The 14,294-nt window shown below is 64.7% G+C and carries 16 protein-coding genes; 3 read left to right on the top strand and 13 right to left on the bottom strand.

Going from position 1 to position 14,294, the window contains the following annotated elements; all coding sequences use genetic code 11:
• Positions 1–3: 3 nt before the first annotated feature.
• The 7 genes from FM101_RS01190 to FM101_RS01160 form a co-directional block, all read right to left on the bottom strand.
• Complete coding sequence (locus FM101_RS01190; RefSeq protein ID WP_086994253.1) at positions 4–591, bottom strand: ABC transporter ATP-binding protein; 588 nt, start codon at positions 589–591, stop codon at positions 4–6.
• A gap of 78 nt (positions 592–669) precedes the next feature.
• The gene (locus FM101_RS01185) at positions 670–2,127 is read right to left on the bottom strand and encodes a GuaB1 family IMP dehydrogenase-related protein (RefSeq protein ID WP_086994270.1); all 1,458 of its coding nucleotides are present in this window, start codon (positions 2,125–2,127) and stop codon (positions 670–672) included.
• A gap of 81 nt (positions 2,128–2,208) precedes the next feature.
• The gene (locus tag FM101_RS01180) at positions 2,209–3,102 is read right to left on the bottom strand and encodes an FHA domain-containing protein (RefSeq protein ID WP_086994250.1); all 894 of its coding nucleotides are present in this window, start codon (positions 3,100–3,102) and stop codon (positions 2,209–2,211) included.
• A 7-nt stretch (positions 3,103–3,109) separates the two neighbouring features.
• A complete protein-coding gene (locus FM101_RS01175; RefSeq protein WP_086994247.1) occupies positions 3,110–3,367 on the bottom strand; it encodes a hypothetical protein in 258 nt (85 codons plus the stop codon).
• Positions 3,368–3,495: 128 nt separating this feature from the next.
• Positions 3,496–4,224, bottom strand: coding sequence for a GntR family transcriptional regulator (locus tag FM101_RS01170; RefSeq protein ID WP_086994244.1), 729 nt, complete (start codon positions 4,222–4,224; stop codon positions 3,496–3,498).
• A 2-nt stretch (positions 4,225–4,226) separates the two neighbouring features.
• On the bottom strand, positions 4,227–5,846 hold the full coding sequence (locus FM101_RS01165) for a 5-oxoprolinase/urea amidolyase family protein (RefSeq protein ID WP_086994242.1): 1,620 nt from the start codon (positions 5,844–5,846) through the stop codon (positions 4,227–4,229).
• Positions 5,843–6,601: a LamB/YcsF family protein gene (locus FM101_RS01160; RefSeq protein ID WP_086994267.1), complete on the bottom strand. Its 759-nt coding sequence runs from the start codon at positions 6,599–6,601 to the stop codon at positions 5,843–5,845. The genes FM101_RS01165 and FM101_RS01160 overlap by 4 nt, the downstream gene beginning before the upstream one ends.
• Before the next feature lie 201 nt (positions 6,602–6,802).
• Here FM101_RS01160 and FM101_RS01155 point away from each other — a divergent pair, with 201 nt between their 5' ends.
• The 3 genes from FM101_RS01155 (at position 6,803) to FM101_RS01145 (ending at position 8,678) form a co-directional block, all read left to right on the top strand.
• Entirely contained in the window at positions 6,803–7,567 is a 765-nt protein-coding gene (locus FM101_RS01155; protein ID WP_198962450.1) for a SurA N-terminal domain-containing protein, read from the top strand.
• A gap of 44 nt (positions 7,568–7,611) precedes the next feature.
• On the top strand, positions 7,612–8,112 hold the full coding sequence (locus tag FM101_RS01150) for a DUF456 domain-containing protein (RefSeq protein ID WP_086994239.1): 501 nt from the start codon (positions 7,612–7,614) through the stop codon (positions 8,110–8,112).
• Positions 8,113–8,267: 155 nt separating this feature from the next.
• Positions 8,268–8,678, top strand: a complete 411-nt coding sequence (locus FM101_RS01145) for a hypothetical protein (protein WP_143269154.1) — start codon at positions 8,268–8,270, stop codon at positions 8,676–8,678.
• Positions 8,679–8,707: 29 nt separating this feature from the next.
• Here the strand turns inward: FM101_RS01145 and FM101_RS01140 are convergent, their stop codons facing one another.
• Genes FM101_RS01140 through FM101_RS01115 form a run of 6 tightly spaced genes read right to left on the bottom strand, consistent with a single transcriptional unit; the run spans position 8,708 to position 14,294 of the window.
• Positions 8,708–10,153, bottom strand: coding sequence for a cryptochrome/photolyase family protein (locus FM101_RS01140; protein ID WP_086994234.1), 1,446 nt, complete (start codon positions 10,151–10,153; stop codon positions 8,708–8,710).
• The gene (locus tag FM101_RS01135; protein ID WP_086994231.1) at positions 10,150–11,004 is read right to left on the bottom strand and encodes a prenyltransferase; all 855 of its coding nucleotides are present in this window, start codon (positions 11,002–11,004) and stop codon (positions 10,150–10,152) included. The genes FM101_RS01140 and FM101_RS01135 overlap by 4 nt, the downstream gene beginning before the upstream one ends.
• On the bottom strand, positions 11,001–11,315 hold the full coding sequence (locus FM101_RS01130; protein WP_086994228.1) for a lycopene cyclase domain-containing protein: 315 nt from the start codon (positions 11,313–11,315) through the stop codon (positions 11,001–11,003). The genes FM101_RS01135 and FM101_RS01130 overlap by 4 nt, the downstream gene beginning before the upstream one ends.
• Positions 11,312–11,674, bottom strand: a complete 363-nt coding sequence (locus tag FM101_RS01125; protein ID WP_086994226.1) for a lycopene cyclase domain-containing protein — start codon at positions 11,672–11,674, stop codon at positions 11,312–11,314. Before FM101_RS01125 ends, FM101_RS01130 begins: the two co-directional genes overlap by 4 nt.
• Entirely contained in the window at positions 11,671–13,410 is a 1,740-nt protein-coding gene (gene crtI / locus FM101_RS01120; RefSeq protein ID WP_086994223.1) for a phytoene desaturase family protein, read from the bottom strand. Before crtI ends, FM101_RS01125 begins: the two co-directional genes overlap by 4 nt.
• Positions 13,410–14,294 carry a phytoene/squalene synthase family protein gene (locus FM101_RS01115; protein ID WP_086994221.1) on the bottom strand — a complete coding sequence of 295 codons (885 nt, stop codon included), beginning with the start codon at positions 14,292–14,294 and terminating at the stop codon, positions 13,410–13,412. The genes crtI and FM101_RS01115 overlap by 1 nt, the downstream gene beginning before the upstream one ends.

Below are 14,294 nucleotides of genomic sequence, written 5' to 3'. Positions count from 1 at the left end.
TCACTACGAGGACTTCCACCCGCTGCCCGCGTACCCAACCTCAGTGGTCAATACAGCTAGTCCCTTGAAGATCGCCCAGAGGTCGGCGCGCAGTACTGGATCCAATCCGACGGTGGGTTCATCCAGGATCAGCACCTCCGGGGCGCCGAGCAGAGCCACGGCCAGCGAAACCCTGCTGCGCTGTCCGCCCGAGAGGTTTTCGGTGAGTTCCTGGGCGGAACCGGCCAGATCCGTCATCTCCAGGACTCGCTGGGTGTCCTGGGCGGGGCCTCCGAGGATCTTGCGGAAATATTCGAGGTTCTGCCGCACCGTGAGGTCGTCGTAGATGCTCAAGGATTGGGTCATGTAACTGACCCGGCGGCGGAGCTGCCGGGAACCGGCCGGTTCCCCGAGGACCCGAACGCTCCCACCGTGTACCAGCTGCGTTCCGACCAGACTGCGCAGCAAGGTCGACTTGCCGCAACCGCTGGGACCGAGGAGCCCGACCACGTCCCCTGACCCGACCGAGAACCCCAACCCGTCCAGAACCGTGTCCCGGCCGCGCCGGACCACCAGGCCGTCGACCTCGATGGCAGGTTCGTGAGTGCTCATATGACTTATGAGATGCCTGCAGGGGCCGCGGGTCAACCCCGCGCCCCTGCTGCCTGCCCGGTTGTTGGTCAGCGGTGCCTACCAGGATGTTTCGCGGGGACGGCCCTCCTCGTAGCCGGCACTGGACTGCACGCCGACGACGGCACGTTCGCGGAACTGGGCAATCGACTCGGCCCCTGCGTAGGTGAAGGAGGAGCGGACGCCGGAAATGATCGAATCAACCAAGTCCTCGACGCCGGGACGGGCTGGATCCAGGTACATCCGCGAATGCGAGATGCCTTCTTCGAAGAGCCCCGAACGCGCGCGATCGAAGGCCGACTGTTTTTTGGTGCGGTTCTGCACGGCACGAGCCGAGGCCATGCCGAAGCTTTCCTTATAGGAGCGGCCGTGCGGGTCCACCACCAGGTCGCCCGCGGATTCGTGGGTGCCGGCGAACCAGGAACCAATCATCACGCTGGCGGCACCCGCAGCCAGGGCCAACGCGACATCGCGCGGGTACTTCACTCCGCCGTCAGCCCAGACTTCTGCGCCCGATTCGTGTGCAGCCTGCGCGCATTCGAGCACGGCGGAGAACTGTGGTCGCCCCACCCCGGTCATCATGCGGGTGGTGCACATGGCCCCCGGGCCGACCCCGACCTTCAGGATGTCGGCTCCGGCGGAGACCAGATCGGTCACCCCGTCGGCGGCCACCACGTTCCCGGCCACTACCTGCAACCGTCGGCCGGTGCGGTCGGCGAATTCGTCGCGGGCCGCGGTGACGTGCGGCAACGCCTCGATCATCTTCTCTTGGTGGCCGTGGGCGGTGTCCACGACGAGGACGTCGACGCCCGACTCGAGCAGACTGGCGGTCTTGGCCCGCACGTCCCCGTTGATGCCGACGGCCCCGCCGACCATGAGCCGACCCTGCGGGTCGACGGCGGGGGAGTAGATGGTCGAGCGCAGGATGCCTTTGCGGGTCAGCACTCCGGCCAGCCGGCCGTCGTCGAGCATGGGAACCATGCTCAGATGGCGTTCGGCGATCGTGTCGAAGACCGAGCGGGGATCTTCATCGACCGAAGCGGTGATGATGTTCTCGCTCATCACCTCGGAGATGCGGGCAAAACGGTCGACCTCCTGGCAGTCAGCCAAGGAGACGATGCCTACCGGCTCATGGCCGTTGAGGACGACGGCGGCTCCATGGGACCGCTTGCCCAGCAGGGACAGGGCGGTCGATACGGAATCGGTGGTCTGGACCGTGATCGGAGTTTCGAAAACTGTATGGGCGCGCTTGACCTGGCCGACCATGTCATCGACTGCTTCACGGCTGATGTCTTGCGGCAGAATCGCGATTCCTCCGCGACGGGCCACGGTCTCTGCCATGCGCCGACCCGCCACGGCAGTCATATTGGAGACCACCAACGGGATCGAGGTTCCGATGCCATCGGGGGTGGTCAGGTCCACGCTCGTGCGTGAGGCGATGGCCGAACGCGAGGGCACCATGAAGGTGTCGTTATAGGTCAGGTCATAGGACGGGTTCACGTCATTGAGAAACTTCACATACTCGAGGGTACCGTTCAAACGAATTCAGGCGGCACCAGCCCGATGCCTCACCGCATCGGAAGCGGTGAGGCATCGGGGCTAGTCCTCGCGTGGATCACCCAGGCCGTAGATGGCGTCGTGTTCGATCACCCCGTAACGGCGGTCATATTGCGGTTTCTGGTACGCCAATTCGCCCCCTTGCCGACCGCCATGGGGGCGTCCATGATCGGCATACTCCTCGCGGACGAAGACCAGCCGCCAGGGTCCGATGCCGATGCGGGCGCCGGTCCGCAACGTATAGGAGCCGCCCTGGGGCAACCGGGTACTGCCGGTCACCGGTCCAATGGCCGTCAGGATGTACTCATCATCCGGCGAGTGGGTGATCGTGGCATGGCCGGCGACGGTCTCCGGTAGCTGGAGTTCGGCCTCGGCGTTGCTGCCGATCACCGTGGTCTCTGCCTTCAGATCGAAGACCTGTGCCGGGCGCCCGTCCCACGCCTCGCCGTCCTTCACGAAGATGAGCCGCGGGCGGCCGCCACCGTAGGTGTAGTGGGTCGTCGTCGGGCGCATTCGGTAGTTGCGCTGGAACGTGGGCGAGAGCGGGAAGGGTGTTCCCGGAGGAACCAGGCTCTGCGTCAGATCGCCCGACGAACCGCGCAGGAGTGCCGACCAGGCGCCGACCTTCCCGGGTCGGATATGAGCGGATCTGGTTAAAACTCGCTGAGCAGCATTGGCCTTGACGGCACCCAGCGAGACGATCGTTCCCTCCGGTGAAGCCAGCGAAACGCTCAGGCCCCACTCGCTGAGTTCCTGGGCGAACCCTCTGATCGAGCGCAGATCAGCCCGCGGGCCGACCCGGTATAAATCAGTGGTGTCGGTGCTGATCACCACCTCGGTTCCGTTGGCTCGCACGGTCCCGTTCACCGTGGACTCCGGTTCTACAGCGGTCGCCGGGACCGTGACCGAGAAGGCGAGGTCTATGTCCAGTCGCATCGGATCATCACCGATCCCGGTGGGGATCCGAACCGGCGGCCTGGTCGTCGCTGGTGGTCACCCTCAGCGTGCCGTCGAACTTCCAGGTCGCTCGCGGTGCATCGGCTCCGATATCGCGGGGTACTTCGACGGTCATGTCAACGAGCGTATAGTTCACCGCTGCGCCTCGTCCCGTGAGGTAGGACCATAATTGCTGGCCCAAGTCGGACCAGTCGCTGACCTGGCTTGCTCCAGATTCTTGGGGGGTGCTGGCTTCCTGTGACATCTCAACACTTCCTCTTCATCAGTGGACGAAACTTCGGGGAAACCGCTCGGGATGAGCAGGCCCTGTCCGGGGACTGCATTCGTCTCAAGTAGTACGATATTCTAATTATCAAGTATTTGATAGACCTATTATTTTGTATTGGTGTGAACGGCACTGCGCGATGGCGGACCTGCGGATCGGGGGGTCCGGGCCTCGAGGTGGGCCAGTAGTTCAGCCTCGGCGGCGTCGAGGTCATGACGCAGCAACCGGGCCGCATCCTCAGAGCTTCCGGCCCGCAAATGGGCGACGAGGTTGATATTGCGACTCACATAATGGGTATGGAAATCCGGTGCCGAGGCCATGGCATGGAAGACCAAACGCATCCGCGCTAAGACGCGGTCCATGAGCACCTGGAGCGTCTGGCTCCCGGTCAGGGCGATGACTGCTTGATGCAGAGACTGATTCGCATCGGCCATCTCAGGGACCGACCCGGCATCCCGGGCCGCCACCGCCCGGGCCAGGATGGCGTCCATGGCGTCCAGTTCCTGGTCCGAGGGCGATGCCCAGAGGACGGCGGAGGGTTCCAGAACACGTCGAACCCGATAGATCTCCCGAATATCCTCAACTCCGGGGGATGCCACGAAGACCCCGCGGTTGGGAATCCGCACGATCACTGATTCGGCGGCGAGTGTCCCAAAGGCCTCCCGCAACGTATTTCGCGAGACGCCGAGCTCCACCGAGAGCTTCTGCTCGGAGAGCTTCGAGCCCGGGGTGAGCAGACCCCCTGCGATCCGCTGACGAAGGACCGCGGCGATCCACGCTCCCGTATGGGCATGACGAGAGTCAGCCCCGTCGTGTTCGTGAACCGGAGAGCTCATGGCTACCGCCTCCCAGCTGGCGGCCGGGGTACAAGGGTATCGGGGTCCACCCGGGTGAAGCGGATGGAAGCGCCCGGCGGAACCTGGGCTGCTGCCGGTAGATCTTCGGGGACGACGACGGCGATCACCGGGTATCCGCCGGTGACGGGATGGTCGGTGAGGAAGAGGAGAGGCAAACCTGACGGCGGAATCTGCACGGAACCGATCGCGGTCCCCTCGCTGGACAGTTCGCCGGTACGGCTCCGTTCCACCGGGGTTTGATCAGTGCCGGTTTCGAGCCGGAGGCCGATTCGATTCGAGTGGTTTCCGACGGACCAGGGGGCACGACAGAGGCCATCGATGGCCTTGCTCGCGAACCAGTCGGCCCGGGGGCCCGAAGTGATTCGCAGATTCACGGCTCCCGCTTCGGGCCGGGGCAGGAGGGCAGGCTCGGGGTATCCGACGATGTGGCCGCGTGCCACGGATCCGACGGGCAGGGAGGTGCCTGAAATCAGCGGTGCCGGCCCGATTCCCGATAACGTATCCGTCGAACGGCTGCCCAGCACCTGGGGCACTTCGAGACCGCCACGTACCGCAAGGTAGCTGCGCAATCCGCTCTCAGGGGCTCGCACGGTCAGTGTTTCGCCGTCGTGCAGGGCGAAGGGCCTGCCGGAAGCCATCAGGCGCCGGCCGTATGTACCGGAGATTTGGGCCCCCGCCGCAGCACCGGTCAAGGCCAGCGTGAGCTCTCCGTCAGCCCGGAGCCGGAGTCCTCCCACCAGGGTTTCGATCACCGCGGCGTCGGCAGGGTTCCCCATGAGTCGGTTGGCCTGCCGGGCCGACACCGTATCGGCAGCACCGGCTGCCGGAACCCCGAGATCGCCGAGCCCGGGCCGGCCCAAGTCCTGGATGAGGGACTGCGGGCCGGGGGACAGGACCAGTAGTGCCGGACGGGGGTCGTCATCGTCACGGGCAGGTTGACCGACCGGTCGGGGTCCCCGGGTGGTCGGGTGGATCCTGACGAGCTCGCGGACCGCGCGGTGGCGTACCCGGTCCCCGGGGCGGACCAGGGCCGGATGTTCCCTGCCCAGGTCCCACATCACTGCCTCCGTGTGGCCAATCAGTTGCCAGCCTCCCGGCGATGGTGCCGGGTACACGGCGGAGAACCGGCCGGCGAGGGCAACCGATCCTGCCGGCACTGCCGGGCGTGGAGACTGCCGACGCGGCACCTCCAGGCAGTCGTCTTCGCCGTGTAGGTAGGAGAAGCCCGGTGCGAAGCCGCCGAAGGCTGCCGTCCACACCTGGGAGGTGTGGGCTGTGATGACACCGTCGGTGCCCAGCCCGGTCATCCGTGCGACCTCGGCGAGGTCATCGCCGTCGTACACCACCTCGACGGTGATATCGCGTCCGGCAACCGTGGCATCCGGGCTTTTCTCCAGGTGCCCCAGGACCGTGGAGGCTGCGAGGGCGTGGGCGCGGGTATCGAAGGCGAGCATCACGGTGGCTGCGGCAGCGAGGACGTCGATTTGCCCGCGCAGCGGGGAATCGACCAACCGGGAGTGCAGGGCCATCACGTCCTCCAACGTGTCCACTTCGAGCAATAGGGTGCGTGTTCCGGCCCAACGCAGTGCCCGCGCGCTCATGCGAACGGCCGGATGTCCACGCCTGCCTCTTCCAGCCCCCGGCGGACCGCGACAGCGAGTTCAACGGCGCCGGTGGTGTCGCCGTGCAGGCAGATGCTCTCGACGGGGATCGATAACGTCGAGCCGTCCCGGGCCGTGAGGGTGCCTTGGGTGGCCAGTCTGACCATATTGGCGCTGATGGTCGCTGCGTCGTGGAGTACCGAACCCTCTTCGCGGCGGGATACCAACGACCCGTCGGGGTTGTAGGCGCGATCGGCGAAGGCCTCGACAACCGCTCGCAATCCGGCGGCTTCGGCGCGTTCCAACGCCACGGAGCCGGGCAAGAGGAGCAGTGGTAAATCGTTGCCGAAGGCCTTGACCGCGTCGACGACGGCTTGGGCGTGCTCCCGGTGGTGGAGGATGGCGTTGTAGAGGGCGCCATGGGGTTTGACGTAGCTGATGGACCCTCCGGCGGCGCGGGCCACGGCGTCGAGTGCCCCGAGCTGGTACAAGATATCGTCCGCCAGTTGGAGGGGGGAGCAGTCCACGAATCGGCGGCCAAAACCGGCCAGGTCTTGATAGGAGACGTGGGCCCCGATGCCTACCCCGGCTGCCACGGCATCGCGGCAGGTCCTGCCCATCGTGGAGGGGTCGCCAGCATGGAATCCGCAGGCGACATTGGCGCTGGAAACGGAGCGGAACATAGCGGTGTCGTCGCCCTTGCTCCATTCGCCGAATGATTCGCCGACGTCGCTGTTCAGGTCGATGGTGGGCACAGTGATCTCCGTCTGCTTGCTGGTCAGCACAGCATGCACCACAAGCCAAGATTGTTCAACAATCCATGGTGGTGACAGGTGTGGTGGCGGACCCGAAAGTTGGCCCACAGCATAAAAGGGGTCCGGAGGCTCCAATCTTCAGTCGGCGTTCAGGTCGCGTTGCTAGCCTCGACGAGATTCAAAATCCTCAGGAGGTAGCACGTGAACAAGAAGAAGATGCTGGCCGCACTGGCACTGGTGGGGTCGCTTTCCCTGGTCACTGCCTGCGGTAGCGGCGGCAATGAAGAAGCCGACGGCTCGTCCGCGGCACCCTCCTCGCAGTCCAGCGAGCAGGCGGCCGCCCCCTCGCCGGACCTGAAGGGCCTTCCCGATGTCGTGGCCAAGGTCAACGACAAGGATATTTCGAAGAAGGAATTCACGCGAGTCTACGAGAGCCAGTTCCAGCAGGCGGCGATGCAGGCGCAGATGTCCGGTCAGGACCTTTCCGACCAGACGGAGATGAAGAAGCAGGTCGCCGAGGGCATGGTCGGCTCCGAACTGCTGATCCAGAAGGCGGAGAAGTCGGGCATCAAGGCCACCGACGCGCAAATGGATAAGGCGCTGACCGAAGCTGCGAAGTCCCAGAAAATGAAGAAGAAGGAATTCCTTGCCGCGCTGAAGGAGCAGGGGATGGACCGCTCGACCGTTGATCAGCAGATCAAGCAGCAGGTCGAGGTCGAAAGCCTCATCAAAAAGGAGCTGGGTACTTTCGACCCCAGCGAGAAGGAACTCAAGGCCGCCTATAAGAAGGCCGAGGACGCCCAGAAGCAGCAGGGTAAATCCGGCCAGGAGGCTCCTGAGATGCCCAAGTACAAGGAAGCGAAGCCGCAGCTGAAGCAGCAGCTCGTCCAGCAGAAGGAAAACGAAGCCACCCAAGGGCTGGTGAAGAAGCTCCGCAAGGAAGCCGACGTCAAGATCAACCTCTAAAACCGAGGAGTTTCTTGGGCCGGTGATGCTGGCAAACTAGGGCTGTGGACACACAAATCCTGGTCACCATCATCGCCGGCCTTTTGCTGGCATTTTCCGTCGTCGGAACCATCTACCCCGTGTTGCCCGGAAGTCTTCTGACGATTCTCACGCTACTGGGTTGGGCCCTGATCATCGGTGGCCCGGCTGCGTGGACCTGTGCGGCGGTCGGCATGGTCTTGGCACTGGCCGGTTGGTCGGCGTCGATGGTTCTCACCGGACGCAGCCTCAAAAAACAGGAAATCCCCCGGGGTACGATCCTGTTCGCCGTGGCTGCGGGTATCGCGGGAATGTTCCTGATCCCCATCGTCGGGCTGTTCATCGGGTTCGGTGTCGGGCTGCTGCTGGCCGAATATGCCCGCCGGCGCAGCCTTCGGTCCGCAATGCGCGCCAGCCTGACAACCCTCAAATCCACCGGGATCGGAATCCTCATCGAATTCGGGTTCGCCGCGCTCGCCGGCTCGGTGTGGACCATCGGGGTTATCTGGCATTTTGCTGCTCGCTGAGCCGCCGGGGCCCCCGCCCGGCGGTGTATCCCACAAGCTGCTGTGAGTTTGCTCGCCTTCTACCGCCCTTCACCGTGTTGCCCCGGATTTCCGGCGTACTTTGGTAGTACAGAAGATTTTCACGGAGTGTCGGTTCACTCGGGAGGAGCATGGTCATGAGCGTCGCACCGGATCGTCAGCAGCGTGCAGCGAACAAGACGATGCCTCTCGGTGAGGACATCCTGCTGGCGCGCCATGGTGATCGCATTATCCAGCTCCGGCAGGACCGTAAGCACGACCTGACCATTGCCCGCCTGCATGACGGTCATACCGACTGGGCGGCAAACACCCTGGCCGGCATGAGCGAACGCATTCCCGAGTCCCCGGCGATGTGGATGGGACGACTGGCCGATGATTTCAAGGCCGATAAGCTCCCCATGCCCAGTGGCGAGGTCCGATTCCTGGCCAAACTGGGAGTCATCTGGGGTGGCCTCTCGCTGGTTTTGAGCGCCGGCATCCTCTGGCTGACCTACCAGTCAGCCAACCCGGAGCTGATGCATTCGATGATGGGCGCCGCAGGCTCCTAGACCTCCCAGCAGTATCGCCTCCGAGCCCGCTAGGACTTCCTGATCCGGTCGTAGTCCGCCAAGGCTCGTCGGCGGGACTCGGCGAGGTCCTCGATGGGCTCGGGATAACCGGGAAGTGTTGCCTCAGGGGCCCAACGGGAGACGTACCGGCCGCCCGCATCGAAGCGTTTGCCTTGGGTTTGCGGGTTGAAGATCCGAAAGAACGGTGAAGCATCGGCACCCGAGCCGGCTACCCATTGCCAGTTCGCCGGGTTGGACGCCTGATCGGCGTCCACCAGGGTCTCCCAGAACCACGCTTCCCCGACCTGCCAGTGCACCCCCATGTTCTTGGTCAGGAAGCTAGCGACCAGCATCCTTACGCGGTTGTGCATCCACCCGGTTTCCCAGAGCTGGCGCATGCCCGCATCCACCATCGGGAGCCCGGTGATCCCGGCCTTCCAGGCATCCACGGGTTCCTCCGGGACGGCCTGCTCTGTGGCCGCCGGATGTTGCGTGCCTCGCAGCTGGGCCGGGGTGCTCGACCCTGGTTCTTCCGGCCACCTCCAGTCGAATCCGTCGAAGGCCGGCCGCAGGTTCGCCGAGGCTAGTTCGGGGTGGTGGAAGAGCTGGTGCCAGCAGAACTCTCGCCATCCGACTTGCCGCAGGAAGGCCGCTGCGCCTGCCGTGCTCGGACCGGGAACTGGGGAAAGGGCATGCCAGAGTTGGAAGGGGCTGATATGTCCCCACCGGAGATACGGCGAGAGGCGACTGGTGCCGGCGATTCCGGGGAAGTCGTGCCCCTCGTCGTAGTCGGCCATGGCCTCTTCGTTAAACTCTTCCAGCAACCGCCATGCGGCAGTCTCACCGGGACTCCAGTGGGATGCGAGTCTTTCCGGCCAGGTGGCACCAGCGGGAACCAGCTTCCAGGCCGCTAGATCATCAGAATCGACCGTGGGGATGTCCTTCCCCCGACACGAGCCGCCAGAGTCGACGGCGGCAGGTGGGGCTTCCAACGGGTGTCGGAAGTCCAATGTTCTGAGCTGGTTCCAAAACGGCGTGAAGACCCGGTACTGGCCGCCCTGGCCGGTGGTGACCTTCCACGGTTCGTGAAGGAGAGACGCCTGGAAGCTCGCCGCATGGACTCCGGCTGCCTGGCTGTTTTCCTTGACCGCCGTATCCACTGCCCGCTCTGGTTCCCAATACCTACGGTTCCAATAAATGCTCTCCGGTTCCAGCTCCCGCACCAGGGCCGATATGACCGTGGCCGCCGGGCCACGGCGCAACACCAATTGGATGCCCCGGTCCGCGAGATCGTTGTGGAGCCCGGTCAATGCCTGATGCAGCCACCAGCGGGCGGCCCCGCCCAGGGGCCGCAGCCCCTCGGATTCCTCATCGAGGACGTAGACGGCCACGACCCCGCCGTCGTTGGCGGCCGCCAGGAGGGCGGGGTTGTCGGCGAGGCGTAGGTCGTCGCGAAACCACATAATTGAACTCATCGAATCCCCACATACCAGATCAGCAGCATGGTCACGCAGAACCCGGTGAAGTAGTTCAGCCACAGGAAACGGCGCCAGCCATGGTTGGCAGCCCCCGAGCTGGCGTCGTCAACGCGGAGGAACTGCAGAACGTTGGCCGCATATGGCAGGGCCAGCAGCCCGGCCAGCGGTCCGGGCCAGTCGGTGGCGACCATCAGCAGCCCGGCGGCAACATAGGCGGCGGCTGCGGCCACGATGGTCGGGCGGGCACCCAGCACCGTACCCACCGATCCCAGACCCGCCTCACGGTCCGGGACGATGTCCTGCACCGAACCAAAGGCATGGCTGGCCATCCCCCAGAGGAAGTAGGCAGCCAAAAGACACCACAGCCCAGGGGTGAAGGTGGCTCCTGCCAGGACCAGTCCGTAGAGGGCAGGAGAGACGAAGTGGATGCTGGAAGTGGCTGAATCCAAAAAGGGGCGTTCTTTGAACCGAAGCACCGGGGCGCTGTAGGCATAAACGGCGAACAACGAGGCCAGCAGGACCAGGTTGGCGGACCAACCACCTTGCGTGGCCAGGGCGACGACGAAGGGCAGTGCGAACAGCGCCGCGGCCCACAGGATCGTCCGGTGACGGGTCCGATCCACGACCGCTCCCTCGGCCCCGCCTTTGCGGGGGTTCAGCAGGTCTGATTCATAGTCGAAGACGTCGTTGATACCGTACATCGCCAGGTTATAAGGCAACAGGAAGAACAGTGTCCCCACCACCAGGATCCAGTCCATGCCACCGGTAGCCAGCAGGTAGGCGGCCGCGAACGGGTAGGCGGTGTTGACCCACGAGACGGGGCGGGAGGTGGCAATGAGGTCCTTCATGAGTCCTTTCGAGGGCGGGGCTCCAACAGCAACCAGGCCGAAGGCAGCAAAATGGCGGCACCTAGCGGGTAGGCGAAGTCCTCCAACGGAGCCAGACCGATCCTCGGACCCGCCAACGACTCGGAGGAGTAGTCGAAAAGCCCGGAACCAATCATGACGTTGTCGAAGACGGCTGTCAGTATCAGCATGGCGAAAACACCGGCCAACATCGCTGTCATGCGCCTGCGATCCAGCCGTCGGGCCAGAACGGCCCCGAGCAGGCTCAGGAGGGCGAGGCCCAGGAAGAAATAGTTCAGTTCCAGATAGCTCACGAGCTCACCGTTCCTTCTGGCACGGCGGCCCGGTGGGCTGCCTTGCCCCGGACCCGGTGGCGAAGCCACGCAAGGGATCCGGTGAACGCGATCATGGTCTGATAGCTCAGGAACAGCAAGAAGACCGGTTCTTCCACGGGAAGCTGGTCAGCCAGCATGATGCCGGTCATCAAGGGGGAGTCGCGATGCAGGAAGATCCCTGCGGTGATGGCCCATAGATCCCAACTCAGGAAGTAGACGACACCGAGGCACAGGACGAGCGCCGACCTCCAGGGGTGGGACCAGAAGAACAGGCCGAAGCGGGCATCGAGGGCAGTCATGCAGCCCAACAGGAACAGCAGGATCACCAGATAGGTCATGCGGTCCTCGCCGCGGGTTCGGCCTGCGCCTGGGCAACCTGAGGGCCGGGCACCGGCAAGGCGCCGCGGAACGACTGCCCGCGAATGGCCTTGAGGACCAATTCGGCGCTGATCATGCACATGGGGACACCGATGCCCGGCCGCACGGAACTTCCTGCATAGAACAACCCGCCCACCTTGGCACTGCGGATTCCCGGTCGCAGGAAGGCGCTCTGGCGCAGGGTATGGGCAGCACCCAGGGCGCTGCCCTTCCACGCGTTGAAGTTTTCCACGAAATCCCCGGGGCCGTAGCTGCGCCGCACGACGATCCGCTCGCGCAGGTCAGGGATGCCTGCCCAGTCGGCGAGTTGGTCGATGGCCGCGTCGGCCACCTGTTCCACCATGGGCGCCCCGGTGCCATCGTCGCCGCCACCGCCCCAGGCCTCAACTGCCGGGGAGGGGACGAGGATGAACAGGTTCTCGTGTCCGGCAGGGGCGACACCGGCATCGGTTTCACTGGGTTTGCAAACGTAGATCGACGTCCGGGCGTCCAGGTCCTCCCCGGCGTCGATCCTGCCGAAATTCTCCCGCCAGTCGGCGGTGAACAGCAGGTTGTGGTGGACCAACTCGTCGAGGTTTCCGCGGACTCCCAGGCAGACCAACACGGCGCTGGGTCCCGGGTCACGTCTCCGCCATACCCGTTCGGGGTGGGTTTGCCTCCCGGGTGGCAGCAGCGTGGTTTCGACATGGTGCAGATCGGTGGCGGCCACCACCTGGCTGGCTTGGACCACCTGCCCAACACCGTCGGCGTCGGTGTATTCTACGGTATCCACCACGGTACGACGGTGGGAACCGTCGCGTGTGGTGATGCGTTTCACCGTCGCGCCGGTGATGATCGTGACGCCAGCTGCCCGGGCATTTGCTTCCATGGCGTCGACGAGTGCGGCGAACCCGCCCCGGGGGTAAAGGACTCCGTCGGCGAGATCGAGATGGCTCATCAAGTGGTACATCGCTGGCGCCTTGAAGGGAGTGGTCCCCAGGAAGACCGCCGGATATCCGAGCAACTGGCGTTGGCGGGGGTCCCGGAACCTCCGGGCGATGAAGGCATCGAGGTTCGTCGCCAGCAGGCGTGCCATCGTCACCCCATGGCGCAGCACGGTGGGGTGCAGTAGACCCAGCAGGGTGCGGAAGTCATCATAGAGAAAATGCTTCTTGGCCAGCGAGTAGGTCAGTTCCGCTGATGCAAGATATGCGCGCAGCTGCTGTCCGGACCCCGGATCCATGGACTCGAAAAGCGCCTCGGCGTCCGCCCGGCCGGTGCGCACATCCACCGGGTCCCCGTATCCTTCGAACCAGGTGCGGTAGGCCGGGGTGAGTTTCACCAGATCGAGCTGCTCGTCGGCACTGGTGCCCATCAGGCGGAACCAATGGTCCATGACCTCGGGCATGAGGTACCAGGAAGGACCGGTATCGAAGGTGAAGCCGTCGACGGCATGGCGTCCGGCGCGACCTCCGAGATGTTCCCCGCGCTCCAGTAGTGTGACGTCGTGACCGTCGCGGGCCAGGAGACCGGCGGTGGCTAGTCCGGCGATGCCGCCGCCAATGACCACGATCCTCCGAGGTGTTTCGCCCTGGGGGATAGAAGGGCCACTGGGGGAAGCTGTGTCACTGGTGCTGTGCCGGTTTCGTCGGGCGGAGCGGGCAGCGGGGTCGTAATAGCGTCGTGCTGCACGACGACGGAATGAAGTCCAGCTCATCAAACTGCCTTTGCGTTACGGGGTGACCGTGCGGCGAGGGCTCGCAGCGCGATGGAAGCTTTTTCGGCTCCGGGGACCCGGATCCTGACCCGGAGCAATTGTTCGGCCGGAGCCGCATCGAGGCGATCGACCAGCGCGGCGAACAGCCCGTGGGCCAACGCAACGGCTCGTCGGGCGCCGGGGGCCAGGAGCGGGAGGCCCGCCTCCGCGTCCATGAGTTCCCGGCGGATCTGGGCAACGAGGTGATCCTTGGTCGCCTCGTCGAGAGGCGCGGTGCCGGAACCTGGAACGTAGTTGCGTCCCAGTTCCTCTCCGTCGGCCGCCAGGTCGCGCAGGAAATTGACCTTCTGGAACGCCGATCCGAGGCTGCGTGCCGCCCGTTCGAGTTCCTGGTCATGGCCCGTGCTGGCTCCGGGCATGGTCTGGAAGACGCGCAGGCACATCAGGCCCACGACCTCGGCCGAACCATAGATGTACTCGTCCAATGATTCGGCGTCGTGACGGGTGACCGTCAGGTCCGCTCGCATCGAAGCAAAGAACGGTTGCGTCAGGCTCGCCTGGATTCCACAGGCCCTGGCCGTCAGGGCGAAGGCGTGGACCACCAGATTGGTGCTGTATCCGGTGCGCAGCGCCAGTTCAGTCTCTTGTTCCAGACGGTTCAATTGTTCGCCCACGGCGACGATATCCAGTCCGGCGGCAGCGGCCGCGCCGTCGACCACCTCGTCGGCGACACGCACCAACGCATAGATGTTCTCGATGTCGCGTCGCGCGTGGTGTCCCAACATTCGGCAGGCGAGACCGAAGGACGAGGAGTAGCGGGAGATCACGATGCCGGCACTCCGACCGGCAGCATCGGAATACTTGGAGAGGTCGTGGATGCTCAT

Source organism: Arthrobacter rhombi (assembly GCF_900163545.1).
Classification (GTDB): domain Bacteria; phylum Actinomycetota; class Actinomycetes; order Actinomycetales; family Micrococcaceae; genus Arthrobacter_H; species Arthrobacter_H rhombi_A.
The sequence above is the reverse complement of the archived record's forward strand: the minus strand, read 5'-3'. Positions and strand labels throughout refer to the sequence as shown.

What these genes read in the sequence shown, in the direction of transcription:
- FM101_RS01190 (WP_086994253.1), bottom strand. Translation starts at nt 591, where the DNA reads ATGAGCACTCACGAACCTGCCATCGAGGTCGACGGCCTGGTGGTCCGG.
- FM101_RS01180 (WP_086994250.1), bottom strand. Translation starts at nt 3,102, where the DNA reads ATGCGACTGGACATAGACCTCGCCTTCTCGGTCACGGTCCCGGCGACC.
- FM101_RS01175 (WP_086994247.1), bottom strand. Translation starts at nt 3,367, where the DNA reads ATGTCACAGGAAGCCAGCACCCCCCAAGAATCTGGAGCAAGCCAGGTC.
- FM101_RS01170 (WP_086994244.1), bottom strand. Translation starts at nt 4,224, where the DNA reads ATGAGCTCTCCGGTTCACGAACACGACGGGGCTGACTCTCGTCATGCC.
- FM101_RS01165 (WP_086994242.1), bottom strand. Translation starts at nt 5,846, where the DNA reads ATGAGCGCGCGGGCACTGCGTTGGGCCGGAACACGCACCCTATTGCTC.
- FM101_RS01145 (WP_143269154.1), top strand. Translation starts at nt 8,268, where the DNA reads ATGAGCGTCGCACCGGATCGTCAGCAGCGTGCAGCGAACAAGACGATG.
- FM101_RS01140 (WP_086994234.1), bottom strand. Translation starts at nt 10,153, where the DNA reads ATGAGTTCAATTATGTGGTTTCGCGACGACCTACGCCTCGCCGACAAC.
- FM101_RS01135 (WP_086994231.1), bottom strand. Translation starts at nt 11,004, where the DNA reads ATGAAGGACCTCATTGCCACCTCCCGCCCCGTCTCGTGGGTCAACACC.
- FM101_RS01125 (WP_086994226.1), bottom strand. Translation starts at nt 11,674, where the DNA reads ATGACCTATCTGGTGATCCTGCTGTTCCTGTTGGGCTGCATGACTGCC.
- crtI (WP_086994223.1), bottom strand. Translation starts at nt 13,410, where the DNA reads ATGAGCTGGACTTCATTCCGTCGTCGTGCAGCACGACGCTATTACGAC.
- FM101_RS01115 (WP_086994221.1), bottom strand. Translation starts at nt 14,294, where the DNA reads ATGAGCATCCACGACCTCTCCAAGTATTCCGATGCTGCCGGTCGGAGT.